Below are 21,433 nucleotides of genomic sequence, written 5' to 3'. Positions count from 1 at the left end.
GTGTTCCGCACGGAACGGATAATCTTCCGTTACTGTCCAGCACGAAACGCCACGATCGCTTAGATTGCCAAACGGGTGGTGACACCCGGGTTTCTCGAATCCGAAATGTGGAGGGCTGCTGTGTCTGTTCGATCGGTTCTTGGCAGGCGCGCCCTGCAAGTGATGTGCGTACTCGCCGGTGGTGCACTGGTGTTGACGGGCTGTAGCAACTCCGAGGACGATTCGCCCGCGGTGGCGAAGGTACAGGGGATCGACAAATTCGATACGGCCGCCGCGCTGCTCCCGGACAAGATCAAGCAGTCGGGGAAGCTCGTCGTCGGAGTCAATGTCCCCTATCAGCCCAATGAGTACAAGGATCCGAGCGGCAAGATCGTCGGTTTCGATGTCGACCTGATGGACGCGGTCGCCACGACCCTCGGCCTGAAGGCCGAATACGTCGAATCCTCCTTCGAGAAGATCATTCCCGCGATCCAGGCGGGCACCTACGACGTCGGCATGTCCTCCATCACCGACTCGAAGGAACGCGAACAGAGCGTCGACTTCACCACCTACTTCAACGCGGGCAGCCAGTGGGCGCAGCAGACGGGTAAGCCGATCGACCCGGACAACGCCTGCGGTAAGCGGGTCGCGGTGCAGGCCACCACGGTTCAGGACACCGACGAGATTCCGGCGCGCAGCAAGAAGTGCGAGGCGGAGGGCAAGCCCGCCATCGATAAGAAGCCGTTCGACGAGCAGAGCGCCGCGACCAACGCGCTGGTGCTCGGCCAGGTCGATGCGATGTCGGCGGATTCGCCGGTGACCGCGTACGCGATCAAGAAGAGCGACGGCAAGATCGAGGCGGCGGGCAAGGTCTTCGACTCCGCACCCTACGGCTGGGCCATTCCCAAGGGTTCGGCGCTCGGCAAGGCGCTGCAGGCCGCCGTCCAGCACCTGATCGACAACGGCAAGTATCTGGAGATCACCAAGAACTGGGGTGTGCAGGAAGGCGCGATCACCAAGTCGGTCATCAACGGCGCCGCGAGCTGATCGATGTCGTCATCCGAAACCACGTCGGTGCCCGGCGACAACACCGGGCCCGGCGGGCCGATCGACGCGGCAGAACCGGAGCCGATCAAGGCCGTTCCACTACGCAGGCCCGGCCGCTGGATCGCCGCGGCGATCATCCTGGCCCTGCTCGGGCTCTTCATCTACGGCGCGGCCACCAATCCCGCGTACGGATGGGGCACCTATCGAAAGTACTTGTTCGACAGCCGGATCGCCTCCGGCGCGGTGGTCACCCTCGAGCTGACCGTGCTCGCGATGGCGATCGCCATCGTGCTCGGCGCTTTACTCGCGGTGATGCGCCTATCGCCGAATCCGGTATTGCGCGCGGTGGCCTGGGTGTATCTCTGGGTCTTTCGTGGCACACCGGTTTTCGTGCAGTTGGTCTTCTGGGGTCTGTTCCCGTCGCTGTACAAGTCGATCCAGCTCGGTGTGCCGTTCGGGCCCGAGTTCGTGCGGATCGACGTGCAGGGTTTGCAGGCTGCCTTCGCCTTCGCGGTGATCGGCCTCGCCCTGAACGAGGCCGCGTATATGGCCGAGATCGTGCGTGCCGGAATCAATTCCGTCGGCGAGGGGCAGCGCGAGGCCTCGACCGCGCTCGGCATGTCGTGGTCGCAGACCATGCGCAGGACCGTGCTGCCGCAGGCCATGCGGGTGATCATCCCGCCGACCGGCAATGAACTCATCGGCATGCTGAAAACCACCGCGCTGGTCACCGCGATCCCGTTGAGCACCGACCTGTACGGGCGGGCCCGCGATATCTACGGCGTGAACTTCCAGCCGATTCCATTGCTATTGGTCACTGCCACTTGGTATCTCGCGGTCACCAGCGTGCTGATGATCGGTCAGTATTACCTGGAGCGCTACTACTCGCGCGGCGCCTCACGGCAGCTGACCGCCAAGCAGCTGCAGGAATTGGCCGACGCTCAGACGATTGTGAAGGCGAAATGAGCGCTACGACAGACAAGGTGGAGCCGACCGACGCACAGCCGATGATCCGCGCGGATCGGGTGTGCAAGAACTTCGGTGCGCTGCAAGTGCTCAAGGGCATTTCGCTCGAGGTGGGCCGTGGCGATGTGCTGTGCCTGATCGGGCCTTCCGGGTCGGGTAAATCGACCTTCCTGCGCTGTATCAACCACCTCGAGCAGGTGAATGCGGGTCGACTCTACGTCGACGGCGATCTCATCGGCTATCGCGAAAAGGGCGGCAAACTCTACGAATTGCACCCGCGCGATGCGGCCAAGCAGCGCCGCGATATCGGCATGGTGTTCCAGCATTTCAACCTGTTCCCGCATCGGACCGCGCTGGAGAACATTGTCGAGGCGCCCATTCAGGTGAAGGGCATCCGCAAGGCGGACGCGACGGCGCGTGCGCATGAACTGCTGGACCGAGTCGGTATGGGGGACAAGGCGAATGCCTATCCGGCCCAGCTCTCCGGCGGTCAGCAGCAGCGCGTCGCCATTGCTCGCGCGCTGGCCATGGATCCCAAGCTGATGCTCTTCGACGAGCCGACCTCGGCGCTGGATCCGGAGTTGGTCGGCGAGGTGCTCGGGGTCATGCGCGAACTCGCCGCCGACGGCATGACGATGGTGGTCGTGACCCACGAAATGGGTTTCGCCCGTGAGGTTGCCGACCAATTGGTGTTCATGGACGGCGGTGTGGTCGTGGAGGCGGGTAATCCGCGCGAAATGCTCGCCGACCCGAAACACGAACGCACCAAGGCATTCCTGTCGCGACTGCTCTGAATTCAGCGCCCGCCCAAGCCGATACGGAGTTGTCCCAGTAGGACTTTCGCCGCCGGACTGCCGGGACGGTCGCGCCGCCACGCCAGCGCGAGTTGTCCGCGCAGCTCCGGTTCGGTGATCGGCAGCACCCGCACACCGAATGCCGCGGCCTCCTCGGTCGTCAGCGCGGGCACCACCGCGATGCCGAGGCCGCGGGCGGCGAGCCGGAGCAAGAGCGGTGGGGCGGCGGCCTCGAATGCGATATCGGGTTCGAATCCCGCTGCGGCACAGGCGCGATCGAAGACGCCGCGGATGCCGGTGCCGCGCGGTAGACAGATCAGCGGTTGCCCGCGCAACTGCTCGAGCGTGATCGAGGCACGCTTCTTCGCGCCCGGCGCGACCGCTGCGACCACCGGCGTATCGAGTACGACGTCGATGCCGATCTCGGCGCCGATCTCCGCGCCGGTCAACCCGACCAGGGCGATATCCAGCGCACCGCTGCGCACCGCCGCGAGCATCCGCTCGGAGGTGTCCTCGGTCAGGCTGATGCCGACCTGTGGGTGGTCGTCGTGGAAATCCGCGAGCACCGAGGAGATGTCGAATTCCTCGTCGCCCGCGCCGGATATGCAACCGAGGCGGACGTGTCCGCGCAGCAGTCCGGTGAATTCGTCCACCGTCGCGGTGATCCGCTCGGTCGCCGCCAGCGCGGCCCTCGCATGCGGTAGCACCGCCGCGCCGACCTCGGTCAAGCTCACCGAGCGGCCGCCGCGATCCAGCAGTGGTTGTCCCAGTTCGTGTTCGAGCTGGCGAATCTGTGCGCTGAGTCCGGGTTGGGCCAGATGCAATCGGGCCGCGGCGCGGGTGAAGTTGGCTTCCTCGACCACGGTGACGAAGTAGCGGAGCTGACGCAGTTCCATAACTGTCGATTATAGTAGCGAGCAGAACTATCTGTTATCCTTCTGGCTCGGCGCGCGGCATTGTCGAAGGCATGGGAAACATCGCAGAGATCATCGACACCTTCACCGGCCCGGTCTTCCGCCCCGGCGATACCGGATACGGCGAAGAGATCGCAGGCTTTCAGGCCGCATACCACCACCGCCCCGCACTGGTCGTCGGCGCGGTGCACGCCGAGGATGTGCGCAGTGCGGTGGAATACGCGGCGCGTCAGGGACTTCCGGTCGCTGTCCAGGCCACCGGGCACGGACTGTCGGTCGCGGCCGACGGCGGTGTGCTGATCAGCACCCGCCGGATGACCGATATCCGAATCGACCCGCAGACGCGCACCGCCCGCGTCGGCGCCGGTGTGCGGGCGGGCGCGCTGGTCGAGGCCGCCGCACCGTACGGACTGGCGCCGTTGAACGGATCCTCGCCGTCGGTCGGGGTGGTCGGCTACAGCCTCGGCGGCGGATTGGGCCTGCTGGCACGGCAATTCGGCTACGCCGCCGAACATGTGCGCGTCATCGAGATCGTCACGGCGGACGGTCGGGTCCGCACGCTGACCCCGGGCGACGAGCTCTTCGGCGCGGTGCTCGGCAGCGGTGGCAACTTCGGCGTGGTGACCGCGCTGGAACTGGAGTTGGTTCCGGTCGCCGCCGTCTACGGCGGCCAGTTGGTCTTCGATACACCACTGGTCGAGCTGGCCCTGCAAGCCTGGAAGGATTGGACCGCAACGCTGCCCGACGAGCTGACCTCGACGGTCGCCGTCATGACCTTCCCGCCCATTCCGCAGATTCCGGAACCACTGCGCGGTCGCTATGTCGCATCGATTCGAATCGCCTACAACGGATCCGCCGAGGAGGGGGAGCGTCTGGTCGCGCCGTTGCGCGCGGTCGGGGACCGTCTGAAGGATGACCTGCGGGTCATGCCGTACACCGAATCGCACACCATCCACAGCGATCCCGACCACCCGCATGCCTACGCCGCCACCAATGCACTGCTCGGTGAGCTCACCGGAGAAACGTTGTCGGCCTTGCTCGAGGCCACCGAACCCGAGTCGCCGATCCAGGCCGTGGTCGATATTCGGCACCTCGGCGGTGCGTTGGGCAGGCGTGGTCCAGCGGGTATTTCCGTGGACAACCGGGAGGCCGAGTACATCGTTCGCGTCATCACCATGCCCGGACCCGATGCGGGTGACGCCGCGCCCGAGGATCATGCGGTGGTCCGCGCGGCGCTCGCGCCGTGGACCGTTGGCCACAGTCTGAACTTCCTGTACGGCGCGGGTGCGGCCGCCGACGAGGCACAGACCCGAGGCGGCTATGCACCGGACACCTACGCCCGGCTGGCCGCGCTGAAGGCGAAGTACGACCCGCGCAATATGTTCCGCTTCAACCGCAACATCACACCCGCGAACTAACCGTCGCGACCGCCCCGGGCACCTGTTGCCCGGGGCGATCTGGTGCTATCTTCGTGATATCACTTTGATACTCGGAGGATGTCATGAAGCTTCGGTCGGCCTTCCACGTCAACGGCTTTCTCGTGTTGGGTTCGTGGTTCGTCCTCACGCTCCTGATCGGTGGCGGCGCCATCGCCGGATACGCGGTGGCCGCGCACAACGACAATGTGCCCGCCCTGGTCGGCGCGATCATCGCGACCGTGCTCGTGGTCGTGCTGCTGCTGCTGGCCACCGGGCTGACCGTGGTGAATCCCAACGAGGCCAAGGTCGTTCAGTTCTTCGGCCGGTACATCGGCTCGCTGAGTGAACCCGGCTTCTACTCCGTCGTGCCGCTCACCGACCGCCGCGGCATCTCGCTGAAGGTGCGCAACTTCGAGACCCAGAAGCTCAAGGTCAACGATGCCGACGGCAATCCGGTGGAGATCGCCGCCGTCGTGGTCTATCGAGTGGTCGACAGTTTCAAGGCCGCATTCTCGGTCGACGATTACGAGGAGTACGTGGCGACCCAATCCGAGGCGGCCGTGCGACACCTGGCCACGACCCACCCATATGACGCGCACGACCAGAACGCCACCAGTCTGCGCGACGGCGCCGAGGTGGCCGAGGAGCTGACCGTCGAACTGCGCGACCGCACCGAACTGGCTGGCATCGAGGTCATCGAGGCCAGGATCACCCACCTCGCCTACGCGCCCGAGATCGCCCAGGCCATGCTCGTGCGGCAGCAGGCGGCCCAGGTAGTCGCCGCGCGCACCCGCATTGTCGAGGGCGCGGTCGGTATGGTCGGGCTCGCGCTGGACCGGCTGGCCGAGCAGGGCGTCGTCGAACTCGACGAGGAACGCAAGGCCGCCATGGTCTCCAACCTGCTGGTCGTGCTCTGCGGTGACCGTGCCACCCAACCCGTCGTCAATACCGGCTCGCTCTACTCCTGAGTCGCCTCATGGCCGAGCGCAAGAAGATCCTGCTACGCCTGGACCCGGCGATACACGAGGCCATTGCCCAATGGGCCGCCGACGACCTGCGCAGTATCAATGCCCAGATCGAGTACGCACTGCGCCTCGCGTTGAAACAGGCGGGGCGCGGGCCGAAGGCGAAACCGCTCGAGGAGTAGCCGGAATAGACTCTGCCGCAACGATGCCGAATGCCTACGGGGGTTCGGCATCGTCGTCCGACTCAGTGTGCGAGCTCGCCGAGGAGGACGAGACTGTCGGCGTACAGCGCGTGTTGGGCGTCGCGATCATAGGACGCCTTCGATGACGGTTTCGCGGTACGGCCCACGAAATGCTGGCCGGTCACCTTGTCGAGCGACGGATCGGTGACCAGCCAGGCAAGATCCGCACCCGATCGGCGCGGCGTATTCACACCGGGCAATAGCACCAGACCCCGAGCGACCGTGCGCCACAACAGTTTTGCCGCCGCCCCGGCGTCCCTGGCGAGTCCGGTGCCCGGCATCAGTCCCGGATCGAAGGCATTCACCGTGATGCCGCGCGTCTCGAACCGGCGCGCCAGTTCGTAGGTGGTCTGCAGATTGGCCAACTTCGACGTGCTGTAGCGGCGACGGCCGTCGCGTTGCGCGGATTCGGTCGGATCGGGTGGATAGGCGAGTTCGCGAACATCGGTATTCAGCGGATCGGGCATGCCGGTGAACTGATCCGGATCGTGTGTGCCCGAGGTGACGAAGACGATGCGCGCGGGCGCGATCAGGTCGTCGAGCAGTGCTTGGACCAGAGCGACGTGCCCCAGATGGTTGACGCCGAAGGTGGCCTCCACGCCGTCCTCGGTATAGCTGCGCCGGGTGAACTGCAGTCCGGCATTGCACACCAGTGCGCGCAACGGGGGCAGTCCGCTTCTGCGGAATTCGTCGGCGAAATGGGCGACGGAGGCCAGGGCGCCGAGGTCGAGCGTTACTGCTTGCGCGCCGATTGCGACGGCTTCCGCTCGGGCCCGGTCGGCGTCGCGTCCGGTCACGACGACCGTCCACCGCGGATCGGCGGCAAGTGACCTGGCGCATTCACGGCCGAGTCCGCTGGTGCCGCCGGTGATCACGACAGTTCTGTCACTTGTTGTCATATGGCAGAGTGTGCCACATGGCGCGCTGTGCGACAATATTCGGATGTCGTTGCGGGATCGAAAGAAGGAGCGGACCCGGCGGGCCATCGCCGATGCCGCGCTGCGGTTGTTCGTCGAGCGCGGGTACGACGCCGTGACTGTGGCGGATATCGCCGCCGAGGCCGAGGTCGGGACGCGCACCCTGCACCGCTACTACGCGAGCAAGGACGAATTGCTCTTCGCCGAGGACGACGAGCATCGCGCGGAACTGGCCCGGCTGCTGGCCGACCGCCCGGCCGACGAATCCCCGGAGCAGACCATGGCCGCCGTCATCGGCCCCCTGGTCGAACGCTTCGCCGCCCGCCTCGCCGACGCGCGCGCCCGCGATGCGCTGATCGCGGCCAACCCGGCCCTGCAGGCCCGCGAGCTGGCCAAACGCAATGCGGTGGAATCCCTTGTCGCCGAACACCTTGCGCGCCGATTGCGAGTGGCGGCGGGCACCGATGTGCGGCCGCTGCTCTGGGCCAAGGTCGGCATGGCCTGTTTCTTCGCGGGCTACGAGATCTGGTTGCGCACCGGCGGGGACCTCGGCTCGCATATCGGCGATGCGCGAGCCGCACTACTCGACGAATTCAGCTCGGTCCGTAGCTGATTCGGACACCCGCTGGGCGGCATATACCTGCCCCGCCGCCCGGCTCGATCCGAACTTCGCGGCACTCCCGGCGTGCTGAGAACTAGGCGGTGGGCGGTTTGTGGGTGACGAAGATGGCGGTGCCAGGGAACAACTCGCCACGCAGTGGACTCCACTGACCCCACTCCCGCTCCAGCCATTCCGGCCAGTCCGGTTCGACGATGTCGTCGAGCAGCAGCCCGGCGGCAACGATCTCGCGCACTCGATCGCCGATGGTGCGGTGATGTTCGACGTAGGTCGGTCTGCCCGCACTGTCGACCTCTACATACGGCGTGCGGTCGAAATAGGGGATCGAGGCGGTCAAACCGGCGGGGCCGGGGTCGTCCGGAAATATCCAGCGCATCGGATGGTTCACCGAGAACACCCAGCGACCGCCCGGCCGCAACACCCGCGCAACCTCGCGCATCACCTGTTCGGAGTCCGCCACGAACGGGACCGCGCCGAAGGACGAACACGCCAGGTCGAAGGATTCATCGGCGAACGGCAGTGCCTCCGCCCCCGCCTGCACCAAGGGCACCCGCGGCCCGCCGCGCGCCATCGCCGCGAGTCCGCGCGCGAGCATCCCCATGGACAGATCGAGTCCTACCGCATGCGCGCCCTGCCCGGCCAACCAGCGCGAACACGGCGCGGATCCGCATCCGATCTCCAGGATCCGCTTGCCAGCGACCTCGCCGAGGAAATGCATATCGCCCTCGTGCAGGCCCTCCGGGCACCAGATGAACTCCCCCTCGGGGGAGTCGACGCCGAGAAAGTCGGCGTGGGTTTCGTGATACTGGTCGGCATCGGCGTCCCACCAGCGCCGACTGGCCTGCTGACTGGCGGCCGAACCGATTCTGGTCCGCGCGGTCGCGGTGGTCCCGAGCAGTGCGTTCGCCTGCGTATGACGATCTTCCGACACGTCGTCAGACTATCCCGGCGTGGCGTCGGGACCGGTTTGCCCGGCTGGACCAAGGTCGCGTACGCTGAACGCGCGAGTGTCTTGGGTACTGCCCGTACCGATGTCATTGCAGTAACAATCTGCGGGGGCAACTGTACAGAAGTAACACCGACACCCGTGCTGAGTTTCACAAGCGTTTGCGTGCGGTACGTTCATTATGTCCGTCACGTCGCGTCATCGCGGTGAGATCGCAGCGTACCGAAAGTTCCAATGTCCGCAACCGACCACAATCCGTCCGGAGCAAACCGACACATGCCCACCACCGTCACCTCGCCGCAGGTAGCCGTCAACGACATCGGCTCCGCCGAGGACTTCCTCGCCGCCATCGACGCCACGATCAAGTACTTCAACGACGGCGACATCGTCGAAGGAACCATCGTCAAGGTCGATCGCGACGAGGTCCTGCTCGACATCGGTTACAAGACCGAAGGCGTCATCCCCTCTCGCGAACTCTCCATCAAGCACGATGTCGACCCGAACGAGGTCGTTTCCGTGGGCGATGAGGTCGAGGCTCTTGTTCTCACCAAGGAGGACAAGGAAGGCCGCCTGATCCTGTCGAAGAAGCGGGCGCAGTACGAGCGGGCGTGGGGCACCATCGAGGAGCTCAAGGAGAAGGACGAGGCCGTCAAGGGCACCGTCATCGAGGTCGTCAAGGGCGGTCTGATCCTCGACATCGGTCTGCGCGGCTTCCTCCCGGCCTCCCTGGTCGAGATGCGCCGGGTCCGCGACCTCCAGCCTTACGTCGGCAAGGAGATCGAGGCCAAGATCATCGAGCTGGACAAGAACCGCAACAATGTGGTCCTGTCCCGCCGCGCCTGGCTCGAGCAGACCCAGTCCGAGGTCCGCAGCGAGTTCCTGCACCAGCTGCAGAAGGGCCAGGTCCGCAAGGGTGTGGTCTCCTCGATCGTCAACTTCGGCGCGTTCGTCGATCTCGGCGGCGTCGACGGTCTGGTGCACGTCTCCGAGCTGTCCTGGAAGCACATCGACCACCCGTCCGAGGTTGTCGAGGTCGGCAACGAGGTCACCGTCGAGGTCCTCGACGTCGATCTGGACCGCGAGCGGGTTTCGCTGTCGCTCAAGGCGACCCAGGAAGACCCGTGGCGTCAGTTCGCCCGCACCCACGCGATCGGCCAGATCGTGCCGGGCAAGGTCACCAAGCTGGTTCCGTTCGGCGCCTTCGTGCGCGTCGAAGAGGGCATCGAGGGCCTGGTGCACATCTCCGAGCTGGCCGAGCGCCACGTGGAGGTCCCGGACCAGGTCGTCGCGGTCGGCGACGATGCGATGGTCAAGGTCATCGACATCGACCTCGAGCGTCGCCGGATCTCGCTGTCGCTGAAGCAGGCGAACGAGGACTACCACGCCGAGTTCGACCCGTCGAAGTACGGCATGGCCGACAGCTACGACGACCAGGGCAACTACATCTTCCCCGAGGGCTTCGATCCCGACACCAACGAGTGGCTCGAGGGCTTCGACAAGCAGCGCGAAGAGTGGGAAGGCCGCTACGCCGAGGCGGAGCGTCGCCACAAGATGCACACCGCGCAGATGGAGAAGATGGCGGCCGACGCCGCGGCCGAGGCCGCCAACGGCGGCGGTGCGTCGGGCAACTACTCCTCCGAGAGCGGTGCGCAGGCATCCTCCGGCCAGGCCGAGCCCGCTGGCGGTTCGCTCGCCAGTGACGCCCAGCTCGCGGCCCTGCGCGAGAAGCTCTCCGGCAACGCCTGATTTCCCGGCAACACCTGATTCACCAGCGCAGTAGCGAAGGCCCCGGTCCGATCGGACCGGGGCCTTTGTGTTGTTCGTGGGAGCGAGCACGTTGGTTGTGCGTCAGCTGAATTCGCCGGGTACTGCACCGGATTCGCCGGTAGTGTGCCCGGATATGGGGAGCAATCCGGGTAAGAACGATTATCTCGACCAAGTGGTGGCACAGCAGGCGGCGCTGGAGGGGGATCTGCGCACACGCAAACCGGTCGCACCCGCGCAAGCGTTCGCCGGGGCACCGGCGGCACCGGGCGGTCCCGCACCGCGCGGCGCGATCGCCAAGCGAGCCGATCGAGTCGGACCGACGCCACAGGGCAGCGGCCCCGGACCGGTGGAGGTTCGGGTCACCGGATTCTGGCGCTGGCAAACAGTTTTGGTGCCGCCCAATGCCTTCGTCGTGCACACCCGCCGCGGCCGTGGCGAACCGCTGCATATCGGTCTCGGGGTGTCGTTCCGGTTCAACCCCGCGACGGATTCGTATCTCGTTGTGCCGGGCGCGATGCAGACGATTCTCATCAACGCCTACTGCATCTGCAGTGAACTGCAGGGCGTGCTGGTACAGGGCTACGTGCAGTGGATCATCGAGGATTTCGCCACCGCCTATCGCAAGCTGGACTTCTCCGATGCCGAAGATCCCATGCGGCTGGTCAATATTCAGCTGCGCGAGCAGGCCGAGGCGGCCATCAAGGACAAGGTCTCCACGATGGGCGTGCGCGATGTGCTCAGCGATAAGCAGCCGATCATCGAGGAATTGACGGCGCGGCTACGGGCGGTCGCCGAGGGCAGCGCCGATCGAAACACCAAGGCGGACAGCGATCGTGGGCTCGGTCTGCGCATTGTCACGGTGCAGATCAAAGAGGCGGTGGTCAGCTCCTCGACGCTGTGGGAGAACCTGCAGAAGCCCTACCGCAGCGAACAGAACCAGATCGCGCGCCTCGCCGAACTCGCTGCGCAGGAAGTACTTTCGGCCCGCGAGACCGAGGCGAATCGCCTCGCCGAGGAACGCAGGATCGAGAACGAGCGGGAATTGGCCGAACTGCGGGCGCGCAACGAGGCCGCGCGATTCGACCGGGAGACCGCGGAACAGTTGCGGCGCACCACCCGTACCCATGACGATCAGCGCGCGGTGGCCGAGCTCGCCAAGGAGACCGCACTGCACGCGCTGCGGCTGGAGCGCGAGCAACACGGCGAAGAGGCCGAAAACCTGCGCAGGAAGCTGGAATTGCGGGAGCTGGAACTCGACGGTGAGATCGCCGTCGCGGCCCGGCGCGCGCGGGCCGCGCATGATGACGCGCTGCTCGATCTGGAACGGGATCGAATTCGGATCGACAATACGAATCACCGCTCGGCCGCGGCTACGCAGGCGCAATTGGTGGATTCGCTCCCGCAGATCGTCGCGCAGTTGCCAACGCCCGCCGAGCTGAAGACCTATCAGCTGGGCGGCGACTTGTCCGGGCTGTCAACGCTCATCGGCCAGTTGATTCGCGTGCTCGACGCTTGGTCGACGGCTCGACCCGCCGCTGAGTCCAGCAGGCCCCCGCTCGACGAGTAGGACTGCGCCGCAGATCATCTCGACTGTCCGCGGTCCCGGCGCAGGCGGCGTGCGCCAAGTCGACCGGAATCGCTTCGCGCTACGTCGGTTCGCGTAGGCTCTGGCGTCGATGCCATAGATGGCAAGGTGCAGGCGAATGGGCGAGACCCGGCTCGACCGAGCCCATTCGGACCTGGCCACAAGGGAAGGGAACACCACGCATGTGCGCAGCGAGTCCGTTCAGCGGTCTCAACCGTAGGCAGTTCCTGGCGAAGGCCGCTGCGGCCGGAGCGGTGGGCGCACTGGCGTCCTGGGCCGATCCGATCATCGAACGCGCCTACGCCGCCGATCCGGCCGGGACCGGCGGCCTCGGCGATATCGAGCATTTCGTGCTGCTCATGCAGGAAAACCGTTCCTTCGACCACTATTTCGGCACCATGCCCGGCGTGCGCGGCTTCGGCGATGCATCCAAAGCCTGGCAGCAGTACGGCTGGACGCCCGGTGTCGGTCCGACCCCGGACGGTTTCGTGAACCCGTTCCGCCTCGACACCACCCGCGGCGCGACCCTCGACGGCGAATGCATCAACGATCCGGACCACAGCTGGGGTGGCATGCACCAGGCCTGGAACGGCGGCGCCAACGATCAGTGGATGCCGATGTCCATTGCCAGCGTCGGCCCGGCCAACGCGCCCGCGGCCATGGGTTACTACCTGCGCGAGGACATTCCGATCCACCACGAACTCGCCGACGCGTTCACCATCTGCGACAACTACCACTGCTCGGTCCTCGGCCCGACGGATCCGAACCGGCTGTACTGGATCAGCGCCACCATCGACCCGGACGGTGTGGCGGGTGGACCGCTGCTCGAGACGCCCACACTGATCCCGCAGCACGTCTACAGCTGGCGGACCTACCCGGAGAACCTCTCCGAGGCGGGCGTCAGCTGGAAGATCTACAACAACCGGGATGTGGGCCCGCTGTCCTCGGTGATCCTGGACGGCATGCTCGGCTGTTTCACCCAATCCGCGGATCCGAATTCCGAATTGGCCCGGCGCGGTCTCGCACCCGTGTACCCGAACGACTTTCAAGCCGATGTCGCCAACGACACGCTGCCCGCCGTGTCCTGGGTGATTCCGTCATTGATCAACTGCGAACATCCCGCGCTGCCCGCGGCGTTCGGCGCGTACGGCATCGTGCAGCTACTCGATATCCTCACCTCCAATCCGAAGGTGTGGGAGAAGACCGCGCTGATCATCAGCTATGACGAGAACGGCGGCTTCTTCGACCACGTCACCCCGCCGACCGCGCCAGCGGGCACACCGGGTGAATTCGTCACCGTCCCGCTGGATCGGGTGAAGGCCGCCAAAGGTATCGCGGGCCCGATCGGTTTGGGGTATCGCGTTCCCGGCCTGGTGCTTTCGCCGTACAGCCGCGGCGGGCTTGTCGCATCGGAGACCTTCGATCACACTTCGCAGCTGCGGCTGCTGGAGACGCGTTTCGGTGTGGAGGTGCCGAATCTGACGCGGTGGCGGCGCAGCGTCACCGGCGATATGACCTCGGCCTTCGACTTCGGCTCGACCCCGGATCCGGCCAGGCCGGTGCTGAGTGATCCGAAGCCGAAGATGGATGCCGCGATCGCCCAATGCGGCCCGAATATCGCACAGGGCACCACGAACTCGGGTGCCCCGTATCCCGTGCCGCCCAACCAGATGCCGACCCAGCAACCCGGTTCGCGACGCCGTCCGAGCGGCATCGTGCGGGGCTAGGCCGCGGAAGCCGGTGCAGCACGAAGTGACCCAGCCTGGAGAGGGCTGGGTCACCGGAGGTTTATGACCAGATGGGCGGCAGAAGTCAGCTGGCGGTCGCAGGCACCCAGTACGCGGTCGCGGCGGCGGAGCGTTTTCGCATGGCCGCGAAGCTGTGCCGAGCGGGGCTGATCAAAGCGGTGAACCATGAGCGGCGGTGCTCGGCGAGCGCTGCCGCGACGGCGGGGTGCTTGATGCAGTGCATGCCTCCCGCCTTACCCAGGCGGTGGCGACCCGCCTGGTTGATTTTGGTGCCCAATGGTGTTCCTTTGCTTGCTGGTATTGGCCTGGATCGCCACGGCGAAGATTAGTCGAACGAAAGTGTTCGGCACAGTATTTTGCACGAGTAATTGCCTCGGCGTGTCGGAAGTTGTGGTTCGGCGGCGGGAATCCAGCGGAAATGTTGCGAAATGGTCTCGGCCCAGTCACGGATCGGGCAAATGGCGTTTCAGACGGTGGAATGGGCGGCGCGAGTGGGTATTCCGGCCGATTGGGTGGATTGCGCGCGCAGGGGGGTTGCGTTCGGCGTGACAGCGCGGATGCGAGACTGGTCGAATGTTACGGATCGGCCTCACCGGAGGCATGGGAGCTGGCAAGTCGACGGTGGCGCGAATTCTCGCCGATCTCGGCGCGGTGATCGTCGATTCCGATGTGATCGCCAGGGAGGTCGTCGAGCCGGGTACCGAGGGCCTCACGGCGTTGGTCGCGGCGTTCGGCCCTGACATCCTCGCCGCCGACGGCAGCCTCGATCGGCCGACGCTGGCGGCCAAGGCATTCGGAAACGACGAAGACCGCGCCACGTTGAATGCCATTGTCCATCCGTTGGTCGGTAAACGAACCACGGAATTGATTTCCGCCGCGCCGTCGGATTCCATTCTTGTTCAAGATATTCCACTTCTGGTGGAAAACGGTCTCGCGCCGCTGATGAATCTCGTATTGATCGTCGATGTTCCCGCGGAAACTCGGATACGGCGATTGGTGGAATTCCGCGGCGTTTCCGAAACGGATGCCCGGGCGCGCATTTCGGCACAGGCCACCGATGAGCAGCGCCGGGCTGTCGCGGATGTGCTGTTGGACAATAGTGGGGAGCCGGGTGCTCTTGATTCGGTTGTCCGACAGTTGTGGGCGCAACGGCTGGTGCCGTTCGAGCAGAACCTGCGCACCGCGACACCGGCGCGGCGCAAGGAACTGCGGGTGGTTCCAGCGAACCCGGAGTGGGCGACGCAGGCGCAGCGGCTCATCGCCCGGCTGTGGGTGGCATGTGGTGCGGCGGCATCGCGGATCGACCATATCGGCTCCACCGCGGTGCCGGGATTGCCCGCCAAGGATGTGATCGACGTGCAGATCACCGTCGCGGACCTGGCGGCCGCCGATGGACTGCGAGATGCGTTGGGGGCGGCGGGTTTTCCGGTGCGGCCCGATATCACCGGCGATAATCCGAAGCCGACGGCGGCGGATCCGGCGGGCAGCGATACGGCACTGTGGGCCAAGCGGTTTCACCAGAGTGCCGATCCGGGGCGGTTGGCGAACGTGCATATCCGAGCGGCGGGTTCGCCCGGGCAGGAGTTCGCATTGCTGTTCCGGGACTGGCTGATTGCCGATGCGACCGTGCGTGCGGAGTATCTGGAAGTAAAGCGCGAGGGTGAGGCCAAGGCGGCCGGACTGACCGGCGAGGCGGCGACGCTGGCGTATCTGGACGTGAAGGAACCGTGGTTCGCCGCCGCCTACGCGCGGGCCGTGGCCTGGGGTGACAGCGTCGAACGCTGAGCTACAGCCAGGTCAGGGTGATGTCGAAAGTCTCGAGCCAGCCGTCGAGAGAATAGCCGTTGGCGGCGATGCCATCGATGGCGATGGACGCGTGTTCGATGGCGGCTTGGGCCTCGGCGAGGGTGATGAATCCCGCGGTGTGCGCGGCCAGTAACTCGTCCACGTCGAGCAGTTCGATCTCGCGCCCCGAGCGCACCACGATATCGAGGTAGTGGTCCACCGACTTCCACTTCTTCGGACCGACCTTGGTGAATTGGCCCAGATCGAGGTAGTAGTCCTGATCGCGCTGGTGCCCGGGGTGATAGTGGAAGATCGTCACCCGAATGGACAGTCCGGGCAGCAGCCAGGATTCGATGTAGTGGAACTGCGGGTGATCGGAGGTGCGCGCCATGTACAGGCCCCACGGCTCGGTCCAGTACCGTTCCACCGGCCGGACGAAGCCCTTCGGGTCCGTGTTGGTCAGGTCCGCGAGGTTGAAGTACTCGACCTTGGGCCTGTGCACGTCCACTGATGGTGCCTGTGTCATGCAAATAGAATCTACCGCCGCTGCCGCGCCGTCGAGTGGTACGGCAGCAGTCGGTCCGGCCGGATCTGAGCTACATCCAGGTCAGTGTGATCTCCTTGGCGGCAAGCCAACGCTCGACCTCGTGCCCATGCGCGGCCAGGCCTTCCATGGCCTTGGTCGCCCGGTCCAGCGCGTGGTGCGCATGCGTCGTATCGATCAGACCGGCCGAATGAGCGGCCAGCAGATCCTCCACACCGCGCAGTTCGGCCGCGCGGGAGTGGCGCACCGCGATCTCGAGGTACTGGTCCATGGACTTCCAGCGCTTGGGCTCGATCCTGGTGTACTCGCCGATATGCAGGCAGTAGTCCAGGTCGCGGTGATGTCCGGGCTGGTAGTGCACGATCGTCACGCGCAACCAGAGTTCGGGCAGCAACCAGGTCTCCATGTATTGGATCCGTGGACCGCCGACGGTGCGCGCCACGTACAGGCCCCACGGCTCGACGTGCACGCGGTCGATCGGGCGCACGAAACCCTTGGGGTCGGTCATGGTCAGCTCGGCGATATTGAAATGCTCGATCTTCGGTCTTAGCTGGGTGGTGGTCATCGGCGATCCCGGTGCGGCGGCAGTGGTGGTGGGCTGGATCAGGGGGGTGACCCCCCGCAAATCACGCGCGACGAAACCGGCGATACCGGTCACAGCGGGCGCGGCGGCAAGCAATGGAATCAGAGCGCTCATGGCCTCATCCTCAAGTCCGACAACTAAATCAGGCTACACCTGCCGTAGCCGCTTCGCCGATGCTGAAAAGAGACGAATTACGTTGCGGCAAAAGACATTAACGTCCGTTTACCTGCCCTATAGGACAGGTAACGGATTGTGCGTCAGCGGCGGTGCTTCGGACCGCGAGGCCGTACTCCGATCGTAATCCGGAGCCGGTCCGCTCGGCGGCGGATCCGCCGGGCCGAGGAATCTGTCGGTGCCTGCGCCTAGGCTGGTCACCATGGCATTCGCAACCGAAATCCCGGCGGAAGGCTATGAGGACCGGGGCACCCCGCTGGCGCATTCGGAGTTCCGGCCGGTCGGGGAGATCGAGCGGGCCGATGGGCAGTTCCAGGTCGTCAGCGAACACCAGCCCGCCGGTGATCAGCCCGCGGCCATCGCCGAACTCGAGCGCCGCATCAAAGCGGGCGAGCGTGACGTGGTGCTGCTCGGCGCGACCGGCACCGGCAAATCGGCCACCACCGCCTGGCTGATCGAGCGGCTGCAGCGGCCGACGCTGGTGATGGCGCCGAACAAGACCCTCGCCGCGCAGCTGGCCAATGAGCTGCGAGAGATGTTGCCCAACAACGCCGTCGAGTACTTCGTCTCGTACTACGACTACTACCAGCCCGAGGCCTATATCGCGCAGACCGATACCTATATCGAGAAGGACAGCTCGATCAACGACGATGTCGAGCGGCTGCGCCATTCGGCCACCTCGAGTCTGCTCTCGCGCCGCGATGTCGTGGTGGTCGCGTCGGTGTCGTGCATCTACGGTCTCGGCACGCCGCAGTCGTATCTGGATCGCTCGGTGCAGCTGGATGTCGGCACCGAAATAGATCGCGACGCATTCCTGCGGCTGCTGGTCGATGTGCAGTACACCCGCAACGACATGTCCTTCACCCGCGGTTCGTTCCGGGTGCGCGGTGACACCGTCGAGATCATCCCGTCCTACGAGGAACTCGCGGTGCGCATCGAATTCTTCGGCGACGAGATCGAGGCGCTGTACTACCTGCATCCGCTCACCGGCGATGTGGTGCGACAGGTCGATACCGTCCGGATCTTCCCGGCCACGCACTATGTCGCAGGGCCGGAGCGGATGGAGCGCGCGGTCCGCGATATCGAAGCCGAACTCGAGCAGCGGCTGGCCGAGCTCGATCGCCAGGGCAAACTGCTGGAGGCGCAGCGGCTGCGCATGCGCACCCAGTACGACCTGGAGATGATCCGCCAGGTCGGATTCTGCTCGGGCATCGAGAACTACTCGCGCCATATCGACGGGCGTGCGCCGGGATCGGCGCCCGCGACGCTGCTGGATTACTTCCCGGAGGATTTCCTGCTCGTCATCGACGAGTCGCATGTCACCGTTCCGCAGATCGGCGGCATGTACGAGGGCGATATGTCGCGTAAGCGCAATCTGGTCGAGTACGGGTTCCGGCTGCCGTCGGCGATCGACAATCGACCGCTCACCTGGGAGGAATTCGCCGAACGGATCGGGCAGGCGGTCTATCTGTCGGCCACCCCGGGGCCGTACGAACTCGGCCAGGCCGGTGGTGAGGTGGTCGAGCAGGTGATTCGGCCGACCGGTCTGGTCGACCCGCAGGTCGTCGTCAAGCCGACCAAGGGCCAGATCGATGATCTGGTGCACGAGATCCGGCTGCGGACCGAACGCGACGAACGGGTGCTCGTCACCACGCTGACCAAGAAGATGGCCGAGGATCTCACCGACTATCTGCTCGGACTCGGTGTCCGGGTGCGGTACCTGCATTCGGAGATCGATACGTTGCGTCGGGTCGAGCTGCTGCGACAGCTGCGACTCGGCGAGTTCGATGTGCTGGTCGGCATCAACCTGCTCCGCGAGGGTCTGGACCTGCCCGAGGTGTCGCTGGTCGCGATCCTGGACGCGGATAAGGAGGGCTTCCTGCGCAGCAGCACCAGCCTCATCCAGACCATCGGTCGCGCGGCACGCAACGTCTCCGGTGAAGTGCATATGTACGCGGACAAGATCACCGACTCGATGCAGCACGCGATCGAGGAGACCGACCGCCGCCGGGCCAAGCAGATCGCCTACAACGAGTCGATGGGCATCGACCCGCAGCCGCTGCGCAAGAAGATCGCCGACATCCTGGATCAGGTGTATCAGGAGGCCGACGACAGCGAGGTGGCCGTCGGCGGTTCCGGCCGCAACGCGAGTCGCGGTCGTCGCGCCCAGGGCGAGCCGGGGCGGGCGGTGAGCGCGGGGGTGTACGAGGGCCGCGACGTCAAGTCCATGCCGCGGGCCGAATTGGCCGATCTGGTCAAGGAACTCACCGCGCAGATGATGAATGCGGCACGCGAGTTGCAGTTCGAATTGGCCGGTCGCCTGCGCGACGAAATCGCGGATCTGAAGAAGGAACTGCGCGGGATGGACGCCGCGGGGTTGAGTTGAGCGGCGGCGTCTTTCGACGCCGCCGGGCTCGGCGTGGATCAGCTCTGGGTGGCCAGCCATTCGTTGACGCGGCGCTCGGCCTCTTCGCGCGAAACATTCTCGACCTTGGTCAGCACCGCCCAGCGGTGACCGAAGGGGTCGATGACCACGCCGAAGCGGTCACCGGTGACGAAGGTCTGCGGTTCTTCCGCACTGCGAGCGCCGTTCTCGATGGCCCGCTTGATGACAGCGTCGACGTCGGGGCAGTAGTGCACGATCGAGGTGTGCACCCATTCGCCATTGGGAGCCAGCACATTGTTGTCCGGGATGGGCATGCCCAGTTGCAGGGTCGAGTCGCCGATCTTCAGTTCGGCGTGCGCGGGCTGGCCGTCGGGGAGATCGTTGCGGCTGATCACCTCGGCCTCGAAGACGTTGGTATAGAACTCGATTGCCTTATTGCCATCGGGCACGGCCAGAAAGCAGGTGATGGAGTGGTAGCCGTCGGCGATGGGGTGCACGGTGTTGGTTGTTTCGCTCATACCGATAAGCCTCCTCGAGCGCGGCGAAGTGGTCTTGTAAGAAAGCGACAGCCGTGACCGGATCAGCCGGCATCCCGGTTCCGGTCCCCGCGGCCGACAGCGTGAAGGGCATTCTGCATCCCGCCGAGCAGGCCAGACATCGCTCGCTGGCGCGGCTGTCGGCCGGACCGGAGGTCGGGCGGTTCGTCGAGTGGTATTGGTCGGTGCGCTGGGATCTGACCGGTCGGCCGCCGTACTACGCCGAGGTGCTGCCGTTCCCGTGCGTGAACGTCACCTTCGAACGCACCGAATCCCGTACCGGTGGTTTCGTCAACGGCGTCTGCACGACGAAGTTCGTCCGCGAGCTCAGCGGTGCGGGGGAGACCTTCGGCGCACGTTTTCGCGCCGGTGGATTCGGCGCGTTCACCGGACTGGATGTCGGTGCGTTCCGGGATACCGCCGTGCCGCTGACGGATGTGTTGCCCGAGGCCGCCGGACTGGCCGATCGGGTATTGGCCGAATCCTCGGATACCAAGCGCCGCACCATAATCGAGGATTTCCTGATCGGCCGAAAGGCCGCGGCGGATCCCAACTATCGATTGGTGCTGCGCATCGTCGCCGCCATGGAACAGGATCTGGAACTGACCCGGGTCGATCAGGTCACCGATCGGTTCGATATCCCGATCCGCACATTGCAGCGGATGTTCCGGCGCTATGTCGGCGCCGGACCGAAATGGGTGCTGCGCCGATACCGACTCCAGGACAGCGCCGATCTACTCGCACGCGGGCGCATCGAAGATCTCGCGGCGCTGGCCACCGAGTTGGGTTATTTCGATCAAGCGCATTTCTCCCGGGAGTTCACCGCGGAAGTCGGAATGGCTCCGCTGGAATACGCCAAGAATTCGCTACGCTCCCGTAACGAGGTGACTTCGAAGGTCGTTCCGACCAGAATGTAGGACCGCTAGCGTTCGACCGCTTCGAGCACGAATCGGAATCGGCCCTTCGCATCGGCGAGTGAGGAGTGGCGATGGATGTCTTGGTGTTGATAGGGCGGGTACTTTTCGTGGTGTTGTTCTTCAGTTCCGCGGTCGGACATTTCACGCAGACCGACGCGATGACCGAGTATGCGCGGATTCGCGGCCTGCCGCAGCCGAGGGTCGCGGTGCTGGCCGGTGGTGTCGTGCTCGCGGTCGGTGGCCTCAGCGTATTGCTCGGCGTATGGGCCGACCTCGGGGCACTGCTGCTGGTGATCATGCTGGTGCCGACGGCAGTGCTGATGCACCAGTTCTGGAAGGAGATCGAGCCGGAGGCCAAGCAGGGCGAGATGATCCATTTCAACAAGGATCTCGCACTAGCGGGTGCCTCGCTGATGTTGTTCGCCTTCTTCGCGCACGTCGACGAACTCGGGTTGACCATCACCGGACCGCTTTTCACCGGTCTGTAGATACGACCGGATTGTGCCGAAATTGTGAGCCGTATAGCCGCGGCCCGCATTTTCGTTCCGACGGGGTTCCATCGGGGTAACTGCGGAACCGGGTGGATGCCGTCGACGCGGCC

At 65.3% G+C, this 21,433-nt stretch carries 21 protein-coding genes; 14 read left to right on the top strand and 7 right to left on the bottom strand.

Annotated elements, in window-relative coordinates; all coding sequences use genetic code 11:
- The first annotated feature begins 105 nt into the window (after window positions 1–105).
- Genes NA5_RS16890 through NA5_RS16880 form a run of 3 tightly spaced genes read left to right on the top strand, consistent with a single transcriptional unit; the run spans window position 106 to window position 2,786 of the window.
- Window positions 106–1,026, top strand: a complete 921-nt coding sequence (locus NA5_RS16890; RefSeq protein WP_157110475.1) for an ABC transporter substrate-binding protein — start codon at window positions 106–108, stop codon at window positions 1,024–1,026.
- Window positions 1,027–1,029: 3 nt separating this feature from the next.
- The gene (locus tag NA5_RS16885; protein ID WP_157110462.1) at window positions 1,030–1,992 is read left to right on the top strand and encodes an amino acid ABC transporter permease; all 963 of its coding nucleotides are present in this window, start codon (window positions 1,030–1,032) and stop codon (window positions 1,990–1,992) included.
- Between the two features lie 41 nt (window positions 1,993–2,033).
- Window positions 2,034–2,786, top strand: a complete 753-nt coding sequence (locus NA5_RS16880) for an amino acid ABC transporter ATP-binding protein (protein WP_157110474.1) — start codon at window positions 2,034–2,036, stop codon at window positions 2,784–2,786.
- A gap of 2 nt (window positions 2,787–2,788) precedes the next feature.
- Here the strand turns inward: NA5_RS16880 and NA5_RS16875 are convergent, their stop codons facing one another.
- The gene (locus NA5_RS16875; protein WP_062987041.1) at window positions 2,789–3,682 is read right to left on the bottom strand and encodes a LysR family transcriptional regulator; all 894 of its coding nucleotides are present in this window, start codon (window positions 3,680–3,682) and stop codon (window positions 2,789–2,791) included.
- 71 nt (window positions 3,683–3,753) lie between these two features.
- Here NA5_RS16875 and NA5_RS16870 point away from each other — a divergent pair, with 71 nt between their 5' ends.
- From NA5_RS16870 to NA5_RS40450, 3 genes are all read left to right on the top strand, one after another.
- Window positions 3,754–5,118 (top strand): FAD-binding oxidoreductase, encoded by a 1,365-nt coding sequence (locus NA5_RS16870; protein ID WP_062987039.1) that lies wholly within the window; start codon window positions 3,754–3,756, stop codon window positions 5,116–5,118.
- Window positions 5,119–5,201: 83 nt separating this feature from the next.
- The gene (locus tag NA5_RS16865) at window positions 5,202–6,086 is read left to right on the top strand and encodes an SPFH domain-containing protein (protein WP_062987037.1); all 885 of its coding nucleotides are present in this window, start codon (window positions 5,202–5,204) and stop codon (window positions 6,084–6,086) included.
- A gap of 8 nt (window positions 6,087–6,094) precedes the next feature.
- Complete coding sequence (locus tag NA5_RS40450; protein ID WP_157110461.1) at window positions 6,095–6,265, top strand: type II toxin-antitoxin system antitoxin; 171 nt, start codon at window positions 6,095–6,097, stop codon at window positions 6,263–6,265.
- Between the two features lie 62 nt (window positions 6,266–6,327).
- On the opposite strand, the gene NA5_RS16860 is transcribed toward NA5_RS40450, so the two are convergent.
- A complete protein-coding gene (locus NA5_RS16860) occupies window positions 6,328–7,224 on the bottom strand; it encodes an SDR family NAD(P)-dependent oxidoreductase (protein ID WP_062987035.1) in 897 nt (298 codons plus the stop codon).
- A gap of 43 nt (window positions 7,225–7,267) precedes the next feature.
- Between NA5_RS16860 and NA5_RS16855 the strand changes: the two genes are divergently transcribed.
- Window positions 7,268–7,855 (top strand): TetR/AcrR family transcriptional regulator, encoded by a 588-nt coding sequence (locus tag NA5_RS16855; RefSeq protein WP_062987033.1) that lies wholly within the window; start codon window positions 7,268–7,270, stop codon window positions 7,853–7,855.
- 82 nt (window positions 7,856–7,937) lie between these two features.
- On the opposite strand, the gene NA5_RS16850 is transcribed toward NA5_RS16855, so the two are convergent.
- A complete protein-coding gene (locus tag NA5_RS16850) occupies window positions 7,938–8,792 on the bottom strand; it encodes a class I SAM-dependent methyltransferase (protein WP_062987031.1) in 855 nt (284 codons plus the stop codon).
- Between the two features lie 291 nt (window positions 8,793–9,083).
- Between NA5_RS16850 and rpsA the strand changes: the two genes are divergently transcribed.
- From rpsA to NA5_RS16835, 3 genes are all read left to right on the top strand, one after another.
- A complete protein-coding gene (gene rpsA / locus NA5_RS16845) occupies window positions 9,084–10,553 on the top strand; it encodes a 30S ribosomal protein S1 (protein WP_062987216.1) in 1,470 nt (489 codons plus the stop codon).
- A gap of 154 nt (window positions 10,554–10,707) precedes the next feature.
- Window positions 10,708–12,141: an SPFH domain-containing protein gene (locus tag NA5_RS16840; RefSeq protein ID WP_062987029.1), complete on the top strand. Its 1,434-nt coding sequence runs from the start codon at window positions 10,708–10,710 to the stop codon at window positions 12,139–12,141.
- Window positions 12,142–12,341: 200 nt separating this feature from the next.
- Window positions 12,342–13,886, top strand: a complete 1,545-nt coding sequence (locus NA5_RS16835) for a phospholipase C (RefSeq protein WP_062987027.1) — start codon at window positions 12,342–12,344, stop codon at window positions 13,884–13,886.
- Between the two features lie 85 nt (window positions 13,887–13,971).
- Here the strand turns inward: NA5_RS16835 and NA5_RS40445 are convergent, their stop codons facing one another.
- A complete protein-coding gene (locus tag NA5_RS40445; RefSeq protein ID WP_157110460.1) occupies window positions 13,972–14,184 on the bottom strand; it encodes a hypothetical protein in 213 nt (70 codons plus the stop codon).
- Window positions 14,185–14,480: 296 nt separating this feature from the next.
- Between NA5_RS40445 and coaE the strand changes: the two genes are divergently transcribed.
- On the top strand, window positions 14,481–15,692 hold the full coding sequence (coaE, locus tag NA5_RS16830) for a dephospho-CoA kinase (RefSeq protein WP_062987025.1): 1,212 nt from the start codon (window positions 14,481–14,483) through the stop codon (window positions 15,690–15,692).
- A 1-nt stretch (window position 15,693) separates the two neighbouring features.
- On the opposite strand, the gene NA5_RS16825 is transcribed toward coaE, so the two are convergent.
- A complete protein-coding gene (locus tag NA5_RS16825; protein WP_062987023.1) occupies window positions 15,694–16,218 on the bottom strand; it encodes a ribonuclease FAU-1 family protein in 525 nt (174 codons plus the stop codon).
- Window positions 16,219–16,288: 70 nt separating this feature from the next.
- Window positions 16,289–16,933, bottom strand: a complete 645-nt coding sequence (locus NA5_RS16820) for a ribonuclease FAU-1 family protein (protein WP_062987022.1) — start codon at window positions 16,931–16,933, stop codon at window positions 16,289–16,291.
- A 262-nt stretch (window positions 16,934–17,195) separates the two neighbouring features.
- On the opposite strand from NA5_RS16820, the gene uvrB reads away from it, so the two are divergent.
- The gene (gene uvrB / locus NA5_RS16815; RefSeq protein ID WP_062987020.1) at window positions 17,196–19,379 is read left to right on the top strand and encodes an excinuclease ABC subunit UvrB; all 2,184 of its coding nucleotides are present in this window, start codon (window positions 17,196–17,198) and stop codon (window positions 19,377–19,379) included.
- Window positions 19,380–19,417: 38 nt separating this feature from the next.
- Here the strand turns inward: uvrB and NA5_RS16810 are convergent, their stop codons facing one another.
- Entirely contained in the window at window positions 19,418–19,897 is a 480-nt protein-coding gene (locus NA5_RS16810) for a VOC family protein (protein ID WP_062987018.1), read from the bottom strand.
- Window positions 19,898–19,950: 53 nt separating this feature from the next.
- Here NA5_RS16810 and NA5_RS16805 point away from each other — a divergent pair, with 53 nt between their 5' ends.
- Both NA5_RS16805 and NA5_RS16800 read left to right on the top strand, forming a co-directional pair.
- Complete coding sequence (locus NA5_RS16805) at window positions 19,951–20,832, top strand: helix-turn-helix domain-containing protein (RefSeq protein ID WP_245672264.1); 882 nt, start codon at window positions 19,951–19,953, stop codon at window positions 20,830–20,832.
- Window positions 20,833–20,903: 71 nt separating this feature from the next.
- The gene (locus tag NA5_RS16800; RefSeq protein WP_062987016.1) at window positions 20,904–21,320 is read left to right on the top strand and encodes a DoxX family protein; all 417 of its coding nucleotides are present in this window, start codon (window positions 20,904–20,906) and stop codon (window positions 21,318–21,320) included.
- Window positions 21,321–21,433 lie beyond the last annotated feature (113 nt).

This window comes from Nocardia anaemiae NBRC 100462 (genome assembly GCF_001612725.1).
GTDB classification, from domain to species: domain Bacteria; phylum Actinomycetota; class Actinomycetes; order Mycobacteriales; family Mycobacteriaceae; genus Nocardia; species Nocardia anaemiae.
This window is presented reverse-complemented; position numbering and strand designations above follow the sequence as displayed.

Coding starts and splice junctions, on each gene's coding strand:
- NA5_RS16880 (WP_157110474.1), top strand. CDS start 2,034: ATGATCCGCGCGGATCGGGTGTGCAAGAACTTCGGTGCGCTGCAAGTG.
- uvrB (WP_062987020.1), top strand. CDS start 17,196: ATGGCATTCGCAACCGAAATCCCGGCGGAAGGCTATGAGGACCGGGGC.
- NA5_RS16860 (WP_062987035.1), bottom strand. CDS start 7,224: ATGACAACAAGTGACAGAACTGTCGTGATCACCGGCGGCACCAGCGGA.
- NA5_RS16820 (WP_062987022.1), bottom strand. CDS start 16,933: ATGAGCGCTCTGATTCCATTGCTTGCCGCCGCGCCCGCTGTGACCGGT.
- NA5_RS16865 (WP_062987037.1), top strand. CDS start 5,202: ATGAAGCTTCGGTCGGCCTTCCACGTCAACGGCTTTCTCGTGTTGGGT.
- NA5_RS16840 (WP_062987029.1), top strand. CDS start 10,708: ATGGGGAGCAATCCGGGTAAGAACGATTATCTCGACCAAGTGGTGGCA.
- NA5_RS16875 (WP_062987041.1), bottom strand. CDS start 3,682: ATGGAACTGCGTCAGCTCCGCTACTTCGTCACCGTGGTCGAGGAAGCC.
- NA5_RS40450 (WP_157110461.1), top strand. CDS start 6,095: ATGGCCGAGCGCAAGAAGATCCTGCTACGCCTGGACCCGGCGATACAC.
- NA5_RS16890 (WP_157110475.1), top strand. CDS start 106: ATGTGGAGGGCTGCTGTGTCTGTTCGATCGGTTCTTGGCAGGCGCGCC.
- NA5_RS16810 (WP_062987018.1), bottom strand. CDS start 19,897: ATGAGCGAAACAACCAACACCGTGCACCCCATCGCCGACGGCTACCAC.
- NA5_RS16885 (WP_157110462.1), top strand. CDS start 1,030: ATGTCGTCATCCGAAACCACGTCGGTGCCCGGCGACAACACCGGGCCC.
- NA5_RS16835 (WP_062987027.1), top strand. CDS start 12,342: ATGTGCGCAGCGAGTCCGTTCAGCGGTCTCAACCGTAGGCAGTTCCTG.
- NA5_RS16870 (WP_062987039.1), top strand. CDS start 3,754: ATGGGAAACATCGCAGAGATCATCGACACCTTCACCGGCCCGGTCTTC.
- NA5_RS16800 (WP_062987016.1), top strand. CDS start 20,904: ATGGATGTCTTGGTGTTGATAGGGCGGGTACTTTTCGTGGTGTTGTTC.
- NA5_RS16825 (WP_062987023.1), bottom strand. CDS start 16,218: ATGACACAGGCACCATCAGTGGACGTGCACAGGCCCAAGGTCGAGTAC.
- coaE (WP_062987025.1), top strand. CDS start 14,481: ATGTTACGGATCGGCCTCACCGGAGGCATGGGAGCTGGCAAGTCGACG.
- rpsA (WP_062987216.1), top strand. CDS start 9,084: ATGCCCACCACCGTCACCTCGCCGCAGGTAGCCGTCAACGACATCGGC.
- NA5_RS16855 (WP_062987033.1), top strand. CDS start 7,268: ATGTCGTTGCGGGATCGAAAGAAGGAGCGGACCCGGCGGGCCATCGCC.